The 17,501-nt window shown below is 40.0% G+C and carries 3 protein-coding genes, 1 tRNA gene and 1 pseudogene; 1 reads left to right on the forward strand and 4 read right to left on the reverse strand.

Translation table 11 applies throughout. The annotated features are described in order from the left end of the window. Nucleotides 1–6: 6 nt before the first annotated feature. Together HX129_RS04875 and HX129_RS04880 are read right to left on the reverse strand one after the other, a co-directional pair. Entirely contained in the window at nucleotides 7–12,213 is a 12,207-nt protein-coding gene (locus HX129_RS04875) for a two-partner secretion domain-containing protein (RefSeq protein WP_286436036.1), read from the reverse strand. A 61-nt stretch (nucleotides 12,214–12,274) separates the two neighbouring features. After that, entirely contained in the window at nucleotides 12,275–14,011 is a 1,737-nt protein-coding gene (locus tag HX129_RS04880) for a ShlB/FhaC/HecB family hemolysin secretion/activation protein (RefSeq protein WP_286433925.1), read from the reverse strand. 70 nt (nucleotides 14,012–14,081) lie between these two features. Between HX129_RS04880 and HX129_RS04885 the strand changes: the two are divergent. Next, nucleotides 14,082–14,978 (forward strand): annotated as a pseudogene (locus HX129_RS04885) (IS5 family transposase); the annotation flags it as partial. 64 nt (nucleotides 14,979–15,042) lie between these two features. On the opposite strand, the gene HX129_RS04890 reads toward HX129_RS04885, so the two are convergent. Together HX129_RS04890 and HX129_RS04895 are read right to left on the reverse strand one after the other, a co-directional pair. Then, nucleotides 15,043–15,132, reverse strand: a tRNA-Ser gene (locus tag HX129_RS04890). Between the two features lie 98 nt (nucleotides 15,133–15,230). Continuing rightward, a complete protein-coding gene (locus tag HX129_RS04895; RefSeq protein ID WP_286434054.1) occupies nucleotides 15,231–17,264 on the reverse strand; it encodes an NADPH-dependent 2,4-dienoyl-CoA reductase in 2,034 nt (677 codons plus the stop codon). Nucleotides 17,265–17,501 lie beyond the last annotated feature (237 nt).

The following is a 17,501-nucleotide window of genomic DNA, read 5'->3' on the forward strand; positions in this document are numbered from 1 at the left end:
GCAATCTCAATTAGGGTGATAACTTTTTACTTCACCTGTAGCTTTGTCAACATAAACTCTAAAACTTACACCGTTAACAACAGAAGTAACTTGTCCATTTTTACTAGACATCGCATCTTTGTATCCTTTTGCTGCTGCCTGTTTACCTAAATCTAGCATTTTAGCATCTGTATAAATTTTAGGATCATAAACTGTTTTGGTGAATGGATCCTTGCCATCACCTTTGTAATGCGTAACCTCGCCAGTTTGTGGATGCTTCGCTGGTATTCGGTATTCTATCTTTGTTATTCCTTTAACACCTGTAGAAGTCACACTTTCAATCTTTATATCATATTGCTTAACTGCATCATAAAACTCAACTGAGTTATGCCCACCAGATACGCCTTTCTTTTGAGAAAAGCCATCAACTTCTGATAAATGTGTAGGTCTCATTTTTATTTGAAGACCTTGTTGTGTCTTATAAATAATATATTTTTCTTTTAAAACTTTCGAAGCATCTAGTGTCTTATCAACAATTTTCGCACCTGTTTTAATAGCTCCTGCCCCACCAAGCATATAACTGCCAATTTCAACTCTTAATTCTAGTTCTGCTTTACCAGCAGCCTCAAATTGGGCAGGTGTTGTCGCATTATATTTTGCCGCTAATACTTTTTCAGCTTTATCTCGATATTCCGCTGGCATATCCTTCAATGCTTGAAGCATAGCTGCTCCAAATGCTTTTGGATCATCTTTTATCAAAATAAGTGCATCACGTACGTTTTTAGGTAAGTTTTTAAAGTCCGTAAGCATTTGATCAACTGCTTTATCGTAACCTCGCTGATAAGCTAAACTTTGGACAACGTCTAATGTTTTATAGTCTTTATATTTTGAATTTGCACAATCTAATGAGAAATTTTTAACACACCCAGCTAAGGCGACTATCAAATCTTTATCTTGAGTAATCGTTGTTTTTTCATCAATTTTATCTGAATGGTCAGTAATACTATCAATAACTTTATGATTGTCATTTGTTAAAATTTCATTATTTTTTAATTGAGTTGAAGCATCTTTCCCATCACCCAGTTGAGCCTTATACTGGTCAATGGTCTCTTGGCTACTTTTAACCCCTGACTCAAAAGCCCAATCTACAGATTTTCCAACTAAATCAGCAGAAGTCTCATTTTTGACTCCCTGCCCATGCGCGATTTCATGTCCTGCTGTTTCTATAATTGTTTTACGATTTTCATTATTTACATCTAAAATAATTGTATCTGTTTGATGATCATAAGCACCTTTTATACCAAGGAACGTGGTAATTGAAGTTGTCAGCACATCGACATCTTGTCCAAGGGCTTGCGCAAGCAATTGAATGCTACCTTTTGTTGCTAATATGCCATCATAATTACCATTTTTAAATTGCTCTAACACTGTTGCCGCTTCAGGATGTTTTTGTACAAAGTCAAAAGTTCTCGCAGGATTCATTACGGTATCATATGCTTGTTTGAGATTTTGATCTCCACTTGCCAATGCTGCTGTCGCCACACCTAAACTTGTTGCACCTGCCGCTGTCATTTTTCTTATAATTTCAACATTCTGCGGTAAATCCTTCTGCTCTTTAATAATCTGTTCACGACCATTTTCAGTGAGTAAACGATTATCTACAGTCACTGAACCATTTAGTAATCCTGTAACTTGGTCACGGGTGATTTCTTGCGTATTGTTAATATCTCGGTTGGTATCGACTGTTGCATTGCTAATTGTGCCTTGACCCATTGTCGCTTTGGTTAACTGTTCTTTTTCACTACCAGTGCTTTGCAATCCAACCGTTGTACTTCCACTTGGATGTAGTGAACTTTCTTTACTTTCACCTTTTATAGATGTTCCAACACTGGTTGAAGCATTAAAACCACGGTTGCTTTCAGAACTATGATCTTGAATATCTTTAAGTTCTAATGCACCTGAATAATTCAGTTTGCCATGTTCAGTCAGTGAGCCATCAGCATTCTTTGATGCATTGGCAATTACACCGCCGATATTGGTGACATTTTTCACACCCATTGCATCTAGGTCTGCATCATTTTGTGCATTGCCAATCAACAGCTTACTAGTTTCATTTACCCAAGCTTTATCATTTTCACCTTTAGCTTGGTTGTAACTCGCCGTGACATTACTCAAACCACTCGAACCAAAGCCAGCACCCACTGAACCGCCTTTACTGCTACTCGTTCCAGAGGCTGTATCCTGTAAACTTTCTACATGAATTTCATTGACTTTGAGGTCTCCTCGATCAGCAATATTGACCTCACCACCTTGAATATTTAGTTTATTGATTGAACCTGAAACTTTGTTCAAATCAACTTCACTGTTGACATGCGTTAAACTTTCATCATGGGCTTTTGATGTTTGCTTTCCAACCGAAGCACTACCACCGCCACCATAGGTATAACTTACGCTTTGGCTATTGGTCTTACTGCTCGTATCTTGTTGTCCATGCTCAGTCCCAGCAGTCACATTAACGTCTTTAGTGCCATCAAAGGTCGTTGTACCTGTTGCCGTTAAGCGACTACCTTGTATATTGACATCTTGTCCTTCTGATTTAAGGGTTAAATTATTTAAATCTAACTGACTACCTTGCCATTTGCCTTGCTCAGTATTTGTCGTTGACGTTGTTTCTATACGCTCACCATTAGCACCAATAGTAAAACCATACGTTGCTGTGCTTGCCGCCGCCGCAGCAGCTGCTGCTCCTACAGCAATTTGCGCAGTGGCAAGATTTGCTGTTGCCATTGCAACATTCGCTTTACTATCGTCCAATGCTTCTTTAGTTATTCTACCCGATGCATAGTCCCTTTGTGCCTGACTATATTGATCTTTAGCTTCCTTAACAGCTTCCGTTGCATCTTTGACCGCTACAACAGCAAGTGCTGCATCCAGGTATGCATTTCGTACTCCAACTTCCGTGCTGATTGTTTCAGTATGTGTTTTATCTTCAACCGTGGTTTTATTTTCATAACCACCAATATTGAGATCACCACGTCCATGATCAAGCACAGTATCACCTGAGGCTTTGATATTTTGTCCTAAAATATCAATACCATCCGCACCTTGGACGTTTAAGTTTTCAGTCGTGATGGAACCAGCTTTATGTGTAGTCTCGGTCGTCTTCGTACTTTGAGTGGTATCTTCAGAGATAAACCCACCTAAGCGAATATTATCTTTATTCAGCTTCACACCAAGCCCCTCAATGGTTTCTTGACTATGTGACTGTGCTGAGATATTTTGTTCTTCAGCTGCATCCAGTGTTACTTTCTGCCCCGAAACTACAGCATTTTTTGTCGTAATATCAGCACTGGTTAAGGTTGTATTTCCTGCTGAGCCCACATAGGCATTTTCTGCGGCTAAACGTGTACCCGTTTGCTTAATTTGTTCTTCACGCTGACTGCTTGATTCACCAACAGTTAGTTTTTTATCAAGTTTTAGACCAGGTGCCAAAGCTTCCAAGCCAGGCAATCCTACAGCAGCTACTTTGACTAGCTCTTTCGCGATACCCCGATAGCCTTTTTGCTGTTCACTCCATTGTTGATCATGGGTTTCTAAGGTACTGAGTTTGACATTTTCTGGCATCAATGAGCCATCTGCCGATTTAAGTGTGCCATCGGCTTGACGTTGCATCAATGTATTACCCACATAGATACTTTGCCCAGCATTTACATCATTGGCTTGTAGTTCAATATTTTTTCCTGCATTGATATCTACATTTTTTCCAGCTGTAAGTTGAGTCTGTGCAACTTCTTGGTCGATACTTCCTACCTGTTTATTGTTATAAGTGGCAAAAGACTTTTTCTGTGAGGTGAAGCTATGACTGTTTTCATCAAGTGCTGAATTTAAAGTTACATTACCTTGTGTTGACTGTATCTGAATGGATTCACCAGCATCTGCTTTCAAGTGTGTTGCGGTAATATCACCTTGCTCAGTATTGAGTACAATATTTCCAGCTGCATTGAGTTGATTCTCTATAGATTCGCTTGTACTCCATTGTTCTTTGGTTTTTTCTGTTTTACTTCCAATCAAGGCTTTTACCTTGGTGGATAATGCTTGATCTACTGTTGTTTTGCTCTCACCATTTTCAAGCTTTATGCCATTTTGTGCTGATAGAACCACATCACCTGTCTTACTGTCTATCTGAACAGCTTTACCTGTAATTTGATTTGCATTTAAATGAACATCACCTACACCTGATATCGAACTTCCAATATCTCTAGCAGTTTCTCGTTTATGGTAATTATCTGCATTACTCACACTCTGATCGAGTTGACGATCATGCGTTGAATTGAGTGATAAATTACCTACCGTCTGTAATGCGGTATGACCATTTTGGTTTTTGATCTCTGCCGCATCTAAACGTGTATCTCCACCGACTCTAATTGTTAAAGTCGTTGTTAAATTTTCTTCATTTTTTGCATTTAATGGATGACCTACATATAAAGCCGCTTTACGATCTACGCCTTGACGAATAAAAGCATCGTTATCATCTATGTTTTGTGCATCAAAGTTAGTACTCAGGTGATTAAAATTTCCACCGACATCCAATCGTGCTGACTCTTTTGCAGCAATCGTTCCACCAATGTTATTTAAATTATCCTTTGTTTGAAGTGCTAACTGATTCCCTTCTATACGGCCATTAAAATTGTTAATATTATTTCCACTAATCTGCACAGCTTCACGCCCAGCAATCGTCGCACTATTTAAAACATCCCCACTCATTTTAATGTTGATTTGATTCGCACTGATTAAGCTGCCATCTCCACGAAGGTCGCCAGCACGTGCACGAACATAGACTTGCGGTACTAATGCTTTTGTGATTGTCCCATCACTCAGTTTGACATTTTTTTCCTCTAACCAAACGATATCCGTTGTCAACTGTGCAATTTGTGCATCCGTTAATGCTACACCAGGTCTCAAACTATAAAGCTTTGCAAATATTAATCCATTATTCATTAATGCTTTATATTGTTCTTCATCAGAACCATAACCTTCTAAGAAACGAAAACCCGTCAGTTGAGCAACCTGGTCTTGTACCAAACGTTGTTCATAGTAGCCATCCCCCATTCGTTTTTGTTGCATTGCTGGATCTAATCCCAAAGCATTCAACATATAGTCCGATGACAACCAGTTTTTATAATTGGCAAATGCAGGGTCAGTTTCAACCAAGTAATTCGCCTGACTATCCTTTACAGATAAAAATAATGCATTGCTCGGCAGCGTAAGGACGTCTTGATTGATCGCCCTAATTTCTGTATCCGAAGAAGAATTCGTCGCCTGTAGATCAGATTGGATTTGGTCGAGATTTTGTGCTGAATCTACTGGATTTTTATCGTTTTCTTCTGTTTCGATTTTATCTAGATTCTGATTATTTACACTTAATTCATCTACTGAATTTGCTGGCTCTAAATCACTAGATTGAACATTGATTACAGCGCCAGCATTTGCGTTTACCTCTTCATCATTCACAACTTGTTGATCACGATGATCAATTTTGGTATCAGCAACTTGATCTAAAGTTAAAACATTATGATCAGTAACCGTATCCTCTATTGATGTTGATTTTTGGGCTACCGTCTTGTTTCCGCCATGTTCTGAAGGATCTAGGTCTGGATGAGTTAGTACATCAGGAATTGAAATAGGCAAATCTTTTTTTTCACCAAACATTTTATGGTTAGTGCCCAAAACATTAGTACTTTTCTTAACGCGATAATGTTGAGTTTTTTCCTGATCCATAGCTGTTACGAGTTGATAGCCTTCAACTTCATTATGATTAATATCTACACCATGACTATCAAAAACTTGAGCCGCAAGCATTTGACTTTGTTCATTACGGATATCTTGGCTAACAAGACTCAAATTTTTCCCCGATAAAATCTGCCCAGCAACACTTTCATCTATTTGTTTTAATTTCGTGATTTCTGTGTATTTCGTTTCTATCGCTTCTGTGAATGTCCCATCATTTGGCGTTTCAAAATCCAATAGATTTCTACTACCTTTATGAATAATAATATCTTTAGCATCATAAACTTTACCATCTATCTCATAAGTATGGATTTCCTGACGGCCGACTTCATGCATTGAGGTCTTAAAAAGTTCATTATTATTCACAATGGCTTTACTCACTAAAGTCATATCCCCCAATGACTCAATCACCGCACTGCCGTTGTAAAGCTTCTCAGCACTACCTTGTGCTTTTAAATTTGCATCTAAACTTCCACCAACATTTAAATCCCCTGCACTAAAGATCAAAGCATTATCACGTGCGCTTTCCTTAACCACACCACCTGATTGGTTATTTAAAGTTTGGATGCCTAAATCCAAATCACCACGCGATGCGATCACTGCGCCTGTACCTGCAGTATTAGATTTATTGTCTAAGGTATTGGCTTGAATGGAGACTTGTGTACCATAAATACGCGCACCATCATTCCAAACTCGATTGGCTTGAATATGCGTCAACTCACCATTAATTAAACCTTGGTTATGTACAGTGTCTTGCGCTGTTAAATGGGTTTCATTGGATGAAATCGTTGCTCCTGCTTCATTGTTAATATTTTTAGCACTGAGTTCTAATTTTTGACCCGCTGTGAGTTCAGACTGATTCACTAAATCATTGTCAGTATTTAACTTCAGTGTACCATTGGCAGAAATCTGATCATCTTTGGTGTGGGTATAACTTTGTTTTAGATCAATATCGACATTGCCTTCACTGATGATTTTCCCTTTATTAATCAACTCATTTGCTTTTAGCGTTAATTGATTTTTTGCGAGTAATTCACCACCCGTGTTGTTCACATTCAGGGTTTTATTTGCGGTACCCACGTTTAAGCTATTTAAACTGCTGATCGACCCTGCTTGGTTACTCAGTTGTGTGCTGAGGTTTAAATTGGCTTGATCTGTTGCACGAACCACCCCTGATTGGTTGTCGAGTACAGATGCATTGATCTCAATATTTTTAGCGTCTAATCCACCCAGCACAGTTGCATCTTTAGTTTGTGAGTTGAGAACTTGATTGGCCGTTGCAGTGAGTTTTTCACCTGCAATAATATGGCTACCCATCCCCGTATTATTGATCGTGTTTGCATTCAAGTTGACATTTTGCTGTGCCTGAATTTGTCCAGCCACGTTATCAATACGACCACCTGAGCTTTGCTGTTGGATGTTTAAATCTGTTTGACTGTTGATTTGACCTTTATTGTTATTCAGTTTTTGTGCGGTAATATTCGTTGTATCCATTGCGGCTATGTAACCGCTGACATTATCCAGTTGTGAAACATTAGCAATATCAAGGCTTCCTTGACTTAAAATACCCGCCTGAGTTCCTGAATTGTTGTTTAACAATGTATGATTTTGTGTATCGATTTTGACCGATTGTTCGCCTTGAACTAAACCTGTTTGATTGTCCAATATTCCTGTTTTCAAATCTACAGTTTTGGCAATGATTTTACCGCTTTGGTTACTCAGTTGTTGTTGATTGGTGTCAATATTCAATTGATTTTGTGAAGCAATTTGTCCAGCAGTATTCACTAAGCCATTGCTATTTATGCCGAGATTCTGCGCTGCATAAATATCACCTTGTTGGTTGATCAATTGCCCTTGTGCATTGACCGTTAAATTTGCTTGTTCAGAACGTAAGGTTCCTTCTGTGTTATCCAAGTTTTGGCTATGCACATTCAGGTTTTGTCCTGCAACCAATATGCCTTTTTGGTTTTGAACATCACCTTGTACCGTGACATTTGCAGCACCCGCTGCATAGACTTGCCCTTGTTGGTTATTCAGTTGACCTGTCGTTAAATCAAGCTGATTTTTAGCGTAAATTGTCCCTTGCTGGTTATTCAGCGTGGTTGCATTCAGATTGGCGTTGCTGCCTGCAAAGATTTCACCTGACTGGTTATCTAGGGTTTGCTGTACATTTAAATCCAGTTGATTTTGCTCTGAACGGATTTTGCCTGCATTGTTGTTTAAATTCTTCGCTTGAACTTGTACTTGCTGATTCGCAGCAATGATGCCTGATTGGTTATTCAGTTGATCTGCAACATTCAGATTGAGTTGATCTTGGGCGTAAATTGTCCCTGACGTATTGTCAATCTGTTGTGCTGTGGCATTGAGCGATGTCCCCGCAATCACTTTACCTGCTTGGTTATCCAGCTTATTTACTGTTAATACAATGGCTTTTGCTGCTGAAATTTCGCCTGTTTGGTTGCTTAAATCATTTTGTACATTCAGTTTTAACTGGTCTTGCTGTGAACGGATTTGTCCTGCATCATTGATCACTGAACTCGCTTTTATTTGAGCCAGTTGTTCTGCTGCTACCACACCTTTGCTATTGTTCAACTGACCTGTAGCATTGAGTTGTAATTGTTCCGCTGCGTAAACGACACCTTCTGTATTGTCTAAATGATTCACTTGGACCTTGGCATTAGCACCTGATTGCACCTGACCTTTTTGTGAATAAACGTCTTGTGCTGTCAGATTTAAATCTTTTGCTGCTGCAATCAAACCTGTATTGTTTGTAATGCCTTTCGCCACATTCAGCGTGGTATTGGCATTTTCTGAACGGATTTGTCCTGCATCATTCAACAGTTGTTGTGCATTTAAATTGAGGTTTTGCTCTGCAGCAATCGTTCCAGCACTGTTATCTACTGTACCTGATGCAGTCACATCTAATAGTTTTTTAGAATAAATCGTACCTGCTTGGTTATTTAGTTCTGCCACGTTCAGTTGGCTATTTGCACCCGAGATCAATTGCCCAGACTGGTTGTCTAAATATGAGCTTTGTATATTCAAGACTTGTGCAGATTGAATACTGCCTGACTGATTATTAATACTTTGAGCGAGCTTTAAAGTAACATCGCTTTGTTCAGATTGGATTTGTCCCTTTTGGTTATTGAGATTTTGTCCAGTTAAAGTCAATGCTTGTTGTGATGCAATTAAGCCTTGTTGGTTGCTGATGTTTTGTGTTGCAGCAATATCCAATTTGCCATCGGCATAAACTGTCCCCGTATCGTTGTTCAGTTCACTCACTTGTAAATTGGCATCACGTCCTGCAATGATCTTGCCTGACTGATTGTCAAGTTTTTGACTCCTAATCTTCAAGTCTTTGCCAGTCAGTGTTTGAATCACACCTTGTTGGTTGTTTAAATCAGCCGTATTGAGGGTAGCGTTCCCCGCACCGCTGATCACACCTGAAGTATTATTGAGGTTCTGCGCAACATTGATATTCAACTGTCCATTGGCATCACTTTGAATCAATTGTCCTTGTTGATGGCTCAGTGTCGTTGCATTAAGGTTAATATTCTGTGCAGCAGTCGTAGCATTGTCTAAATTGGCTGTACCCAATTCAAGTTGTAAATTGCTGTTACTCTGGATTTTACCTTGTTGCCCTTGTAGGTTCTGTGCAGTGATTTTAAGTTGTTGATCACCTGCATGCAGGATTTCACCCCCAACAGAATTTAAGTTCGCAGTTTTGATCTCAGTTGTGTTGGCATTGCTGATGATCTTGCCCGCATTATTATCAATATGATCTGCGACATTTAAAATAAAATCATTTAATCCTGTATGCTGAATCAAACCTTGGTCGTTGTTCAGTTGTGCCGTATCAATATTGATTTGCGAAGCACTGTATTGACCTTGTTTATTATTGATACTTTGTTCCGCTGTTAAATCAAGTTGTTGATCAGCAATGATTTTTGCATTCGATGTATCAAGCGTTTGGGTATTGACCTGAATATTTTTGGCTTGTGTAGCACTTTGACTCAAGTTTGCATTTTGTGCTGCATTGATTGCAATCGACTCACCCGACAAAACCGTGCCTGCAAGTTGCACTTGTTGTGCATCGATATTCAGGGTTGCAGTGCTATTGCTCAGTTTACCGTCTTGATCCAGTCCTGCTGCCCAAATTGCATCTTTGTTGCTCGTAATATTGTCAGACTGTACCTTGATTTTATTCAGTGCCGCCAATTGTCCATCTTGCCGCAATTGTTGAATTGCTAAATCTGCGGTATCGCCAGCGTAAATTTGTCCAGTACTGTTCAGCTGTTGTGCCGTGATATTCACATTTTTAGTTGCAATTAAATTACCGGCAGTATCTTGCGCAAGACCATTGTTAATTTGGCCTACTTTTAGGGTCAAATCGCCCGTTTTGGCTTGAAGTGAACCTTGCTGGTTATTTAATGCTTGCCCAGTGAGTTGCACATTTTGTGCTGAAATCTCACCTTTATTGTTATTTAAAGTGATGATGTTTAATGTTGCATCGCCATTGACTGATGCAATAACACCTTCAGTATTATTGGTATTATCAGAATTTAAGACCAAAGCATCCGTTGCGAGGATTTGACCTTTGCTATTGTCGATTTGTTTGGCTGTTAAATTCAGTGCTTTGGCACTTTGTATGCGCCCTTGGTTGTTATTGAGTTGTTGTGCTGTGAGATCAAAGCTTTCTGTTGCATTGATTTCACCTTTTTGGTTGTTGGCATTTTGCGCAGTGATATTCACCACTTTGGCTGTGAATTTACCTTCCTGATTTTCAAAATTTTGACCATTAAATTGCAATTCAGGCAGTTGAATTTCACCGCCATTATTCTTAATACTGTCCTGAACTTTTAGTGTGATATCTGCATTATTTAAAATTTGTCCTGACACATTGTGAATGTCTTGCGCAATTTGAATTTGACCTGCATCAAATGTTTTTAGCGTTATATCAGTAGGTTCAGCAACCGTGATCGAGCTGCTATCTTGTGCAGATGAATTTTGTTCAGGGTCTGTAACAGGTGGTGTCGTTGTACCTGTTTGAGTTCCAGTGGTATTGTCTTGCGTGGCTTGTCCAATCACACCTTGGCTATTATCTAAAGTTTTTGCCGTGATATTGAGTTTTTGCTGACCTGTTTGCTGGATTTGACCTTTGTCATTGCTCAGGTTTTGTGCAGTAAAATCAATTCGTCCCGCATTGATCACACCGTCATTATTATTGATTTTATCTTGTGCAATGAATTTAACCTGATCATTGGTTGAGACTAAACCCTTGTTTTGAATACTATTGGCTTGGATTTGAATTTGATTTTGGGTACTACTGATGTTACCGCTGTTGGCCACATTCTGTGCTTGGATACCAATTTGATCTTTATTGGTAATGATATTGCCTGTATTGGTCAGATCACCATTGGCATTTAAGGTCAAAGTACCTGTGCTGGCATTGATTGAACCTGCATTGCGTACACCGAGTCCATTTTCAGTACCGACTAAATAGATCTTACCCGCATACATCCCGCCCAATTGCCCTACATCAAGGGCAAAACCAGAGGCAGGAGGATTGGTATTGTTTGTACCTGTAACAGCTGAGACTTGTGGTTGAACTTGGTCTTTGACCAAAATATCATTTTGCCCAAGCACTGTATTCAGTTCATTGGAATATAAGCCTGCATTAACTTGCAAGGCACGCGCATAAATATCTGTATAAGGCGTTAGGCTACCGTTTAAGCCCTTACCTTCGATGGTCACTTGCCCTTCACGTACACGGAATGATTCAAGATAGCCTTGGTTCATCACAGCTTGACCCGTGGTTAGCGTAAAGCGGTCTGCATTGATGACACCACAACCATCACAAACTAAGCCTGATGGATTGGCAATCACCACTTGCGCCTTTTGACCTGCAACTTCTAGATAACCTTTGAGTTGACTTGGGTTACTGCTGTTCACTTCATTGAGAATGACTTTGGCTTCACCTTTGGCTAACCATGGGTTACCTTGTACCCATCCACCAATTTGGGTTTGTACATTATTGCGCGAGTTATTTAATAACGCCCCCTCTTGCCCAACGTCAAATTGAGTGTAGGTGTTACGAGAAACGCCACCTGCACTTGGGGTTTGAATATTGACTTGAGTGACACCATTACTGGTATTAAGAACTGTCGCTTGTTGTGAATTTGGTGCTGACTTGTCTGCAACAATTTGACTGCTTGCAATACTCGATAAGGGTACGGTATAAATCACAGCACCGAGTAAACTAATCACCGCAAAATTGAGCGGATTGATTTTTTTATAGCTCACAGAACTTATTGTATTTTCTTCTTCAATCGTCGTACTGCCTTCTGATTGACCCGCATTCTTTGTACGGCTTTTTACAATCTCAGCAACTGCGATAAATATACCACGGGCTTGGCTATAGATAACGCGATATCGGTTCTTATTCATGATGCTCGACCTAAATTTTTTAAATATTTTAAATACGGGGTAATGTGATAAAAATTTGGAATTAGTACATCCAATTCAGACTAAATCCTGTGGTCACATTGTCTGTTTTATAATGATCTGGTTTTTTCAGCGGTGTACCGACAAATACATCATAGCTCACAGACTTCAAGACTTGACCTCGTAGTCCTGCAACAGCCCCCATCAAGCTTGTACCCAAAAGCGGATTTGGTTCATGTGCAGTTTTTCCACCCACTTCACCATAGTCCACACCTACGTACCATTGCATAGGTAACCTGGCAATCGAGCCACTTAATTCATTTCGGATGAGGAACCCGTTATCTGCTATTAAGGTTTGTTCACCATCAAAACCACGCACGGTATAACGGTTACCAATTGAAAAGCGATCTTGCGGGGTCAGTGGTTTTTTACTGTATTGAGTGCGCCATTCCGCAAGGTATTGCAAAGATTGCTGACCGACTCTGAAAGGAACTTGTAAACTGGCATTGGCCTGTAAAATACCGACATGGGTAAATGCTTCACCAAATTCTTCTTCTGGCGCATACATGGCATTAAAAGCCCCTGTGCCCCGTTTGTAGGTCAAATTACCTGTTAAAGTTGCATTGGATAAATATTCAGTATGGTCAAGGCTGGCTTTCCAACCTGCTGTTTTTCTGCGTTGTACTTCTACTTCTGTATCATTAATATAATTTTGCGATTCACGGTACCACCCACCCACTGTTGCCGTCGTCTTACGTTTTGCATCTCGATAAAGCACACGTGAAAGATCTGCACCGATCAGCTTACTCTTACCACTATACTCATAGCTTTCACTCGCGCCTGCCACAGTTTGGTTATAGTCCGATTGACTATAACTACTTGTGAATAACCAATATCCAAAAGGAATGCTATAACTGAGATAGTAACCATCCGTTCCACGCTTGCCATCATCTCCACCACCTAAGTCATGGTTATAACTACCGTAAAATAAGTCATTGGCCGTGAGCAAGTTATCGAGTGAGAGTGTCGCCGTTCCTTGATATTTACCTGTTGAGTCTGAACCTGCATCATCAATCCCTAAGTGAATACGATAAGGTTTGGATTGTTGCCATGCCAATTCAAGATCACTATAGCCAGGTTCATTGCGTTGTTCTGAAGGTTTTATTTTAAAATCTGCTTCTACTGTCGGAACACGTTTAAAATTTTCTAGACCTTGTTCAACATCACGAATATTTAAAATATCACCTGACGTCACTGGCAATGCATTCCATTTATGGGCGCGTTTTGAAGTCCCTTGAGCAAATTGAATTTGATCTACTTTTCCTGCAATAACTTGCAGTTTAACTTCACCAGACGCGATATTTTGTGGTGGCAACAACATCCGTGTGGTCACATAACCATGACTGATGATACTGTTTTGAATCAAATCCAAGGCTTGATTTAAACCTTGTACCCCAATACAACGCCCAATAATATTGTTTTCACCTTGTGTGACTGAACGCATCGCAAAGGTAAATTGACGTGCATCTTCTCCCATCAACACAAACTTTTTAATGTCAAAACAGACACTTTCGCTATGTGACTTTAAGTATTGAAGTTGTGGCTTACTTTGTAAGCTTTGATCTAAGCCTGTTTGAACGGTGGGTGCAGGTTGTATTTGTTTTTCTAAGGCTTGATCGCGCTGCTGTTGTCTAATCTGTTGGTCTGCATCAATGTTTTGTGGATCGGCAGCGTGTGTTACATTGCCCAAGATTGCGACAAAAATAGCTAAAGCGACTTTATTTTGTGTTAGATTTTGCATAACAGCATGATTTATATCACATTAAATTGTTGCAAACTTATAACCTTGTGTAAATAGCACAAAACATAAATATTCAACATGTAACAGAGCATTAATAAATCGAGGAAATATTTCTATTTGGTTTGATCCCAAAACTCAATGGTATGCTTAACCAAAAGGCAAACATGGTCGAAATCAAACCTATTCTGATGTTGCTATCCAATGCTGTCTGATGATTAAATCTCTATTCCGTCTGTCTTTACGTATGGTCACAGGCTTTGTTCAAGGTCTGATTAAACTTTGTGGATTAGATTGGACAGCCCCGAATATCAGCGATATTCGTATTCCACTATTTGTAGAAGACAAAAGCATATTGATATTGCGATTAACTATCAAAAAAGCAGTAATGGTCTCCATCTACTTGTTGATTCTACTGGCTTAAAGTTTTTAGGTGAAGGCTAATAGAAACGTACAAAACATCAGCCTGAATATCGTCGCCAATGGCGTTACATATTGGTATTGATGCTGAAACCCTTCAAATACGCGCTATTCAGCTCACAACCAACAATATGAGTGATTCACAGGTGCTTGGTGATTTACTGGATCAGATTCCACAAGAAGAACAGATTGACTCGGTCTATACTGATGGGGCTTATGACACCAAGCAATGCCGTCAGGTCATCGCAGAGCGACAAGCGCATGCGGTGATTCCACCAAGAAAAAATACGAAACTTTGGAAAGATACAAAGACCAGCTCGCTAGAGCGAAATGAATTACTTCGAACAGTTAAACGTTTAGGGAGAACACTATGGAAAAAATGGTCAGGCTATCGTCGCCGAAGTTTGATCGAAACCAAAATGCATTGCATCAAATCTTACGAAACAGTGTTTCTCAGGCGATAAACTCAGTGCAAGAAATTTCCAAAGCCAAGTCAATGATATGCATGCACGTGTGGCACGTATTAAATAAATTTACGGAGTTGGGGTAGGTTGTGGGGTAAATATATAGACAATAAAAAAGCCCTTGTAAAAACAAGGGCTTTTTTAGATATTTGGCGGAAGCGGTGAGATTCGAACTCACGGAGGACTCGCACCCTCGTCGGTTTTCAAGACCGGTGCATTAAACCGCTCTGCCACGCTTCCATGTGCGCCATAATACGGAGCTTTTTCAATTCTGACAAGTAAAAATTACATCCAAAGCATTCAAATGCATAATGTTTCATCAAAATCAAAGATTTTGCTTAAAGTTTGGCTGCAATTTCAGCACCCTCACGGATTGCACGCTTAGCATCTAACTCACCAGCTAACTTAGCACCACCAATCACATGATAATTTGCTAAGGTATTTTCACCTTCAGTTGGCACTAAATCTTTCACTGATTCCTGACCTGCACACACAACAATCGTATCCACACGCAATAATTGGTCATGACCATCAAGCTCAACCCATAGACCTTCATTGGTCACAGCTTTATATTGCACACCACGCATCATTTTCACAGCATGTTTTTTCAATTGTGCACGATGAACCCAACCAGACGTTTTACCCAAGCCTATGCCCAACGGGGTTGTTTTACGTTGCATGAGGTAAATCTGGCGAATCGGCGCTTCAACCTCAGCAGGAACAGCCCCACCTTCAGTCATATAGTTTGGATTTGAGTCGACACCCCATTCACGTTGCCAGTCTGCCAAAGGTTGTGGCTGAGGTTGATGTTCTGGTTTCAATAAAAACTCAGATACGTCAAAACCAATCCCACCTGCACCAATGACCGCAACACTATGCCCCACAGGTGCACCACGTAATACTTCCGCATAAGACAACACTTGCGGTGCATCACTGCCTTCAATTTTTAATGCACGAGGCACCACACCCGTCGCAATCACGACTTCATCAAAGCCTTCACGTTCAAGTTGCTCACGGTTGACTTTGGTATTTAAACGTAAATCTACCCCTGTTTTTTCAATCTGAACTTTGAAATAACGAATAGTTTCATGGAACTCTTCTTTACCCGGAACCACTTTTGCCAAGTTAAATTGTCCGCCAACTTCATTCGCTGCTTCAAATAAAGTCACTTGATGTCCACGCTCAGCCGCAATTGTTGCTGCAGACATGCCTGCTACACCACCACCCACAACCGCAATTTTTTTCGGTTTTTTGGCTTTTAGATAGACCAGTTCTGTTTCATGTGCAGCACGTGGGTTCACTAAACAGCTCGCCCGTTTATTTTGGAAACTGTGGTCTAAACATGCTTGGTTACACGCAATACAAGTATTAATTTCATCAACACGATTAGTTGCCGTTTTATTCACCCAAAATGCATCGGCAAGTAATGGACGTGCCATCTGCACCATATCCGCTTTGCCTGCTGCCAGAATTTCTTCTGCTGTATCAGGCATATTGATTCGGTTGGATGCAATAACAGGTACAGAAACATGTTTTTTCACTTCAGCGGTATAATCGACAAAAGCTGCACGTGGTACCGAAGTCACAATCGTTGGAACACGAGCTTCATGCCAGCCGATGCCTGTATTTAGCAGTGTAATTCCTGCCTTTTCCAATGCTTGTGCTACAGTAATGACTTCATCCATGGTGTTGCCATCATGAACCAAATCCAGCAAAGACAAACGGAAACAAATAATAAATTTTTCACCGACTTGTTCACGAATGGCTTTGACAATTTCCACAGCAAAACGCATACGGTTTTCAATTGGACCACCCCAACGGTCTTCACGCTGATTGACATGACGGCTTAAAAACTGATTCAGCAGATAGCCTTCTGAACCCATAATTTCCACACCATCATAACCCGCTTTTTTTGCCAAACTTGCAGTTTTGGCATAATCCTGAATGGTGTCTAAAATCAGACGATCACTCATTTGACGTGGTTTAAAAGGCGAAATGGGGGACTTGATTGGACTTGATGAAACCACAAAAGGTTGATAACCATAACGACCTGCATGCAGGATTTGCATGAGAATTTTGGCACCATGCTTATGTACTGCATGGGTGACCAAGCGGTGTGGCGCAATATCACCCAAGGTATTCATAGTACCGCCAGCAGGCAACAACCACCCCTGACGGTTGGGTGAAATCCCCCCCGTAATAATTAGCCCCACACCACCTTTGGCACGCTCACCAAAATAAGCAGCGAGTTTTGGATAATTATAAAAACGGTCTTCTAAACCTGTATGCATTGACCCCATAACCACACGGTTTTTAATGGTGGTAAAGCCTAAATGCAACGGTTTTAAAATATTGGCATAGCGAGTTGTCATGGCACATCCTTTTTTAATATTTGGCTTTGCAACTTGTTGCATACTACTGTATCGAAATTTAGAAATTTTAGGATGACTACTTCTATTTTTTTCCATGTTGATAATGTCAATTTCATCAATATATAAAAATAAAACTGATTCTTGCATACGGAACCCTACAGCTTTACAACAATTGTTATCATAAAGTTAGGCTAGGCTAAATCACATCATCATAAAACTTAAAAATAGAGCATCCAA

The sequence above is a fragment of the Acinetobacter sp. 251-1 genome (genome assembly GCF_030329305.1).
In the GTDB taxonomy this organism is placed as follows: Bacteria; Pseudomonadota; Gammaproteobacteria; order Pseudomonadales; family Moraxellaceae; genus Acinetobacter; species Acinetobacter piscicola_A.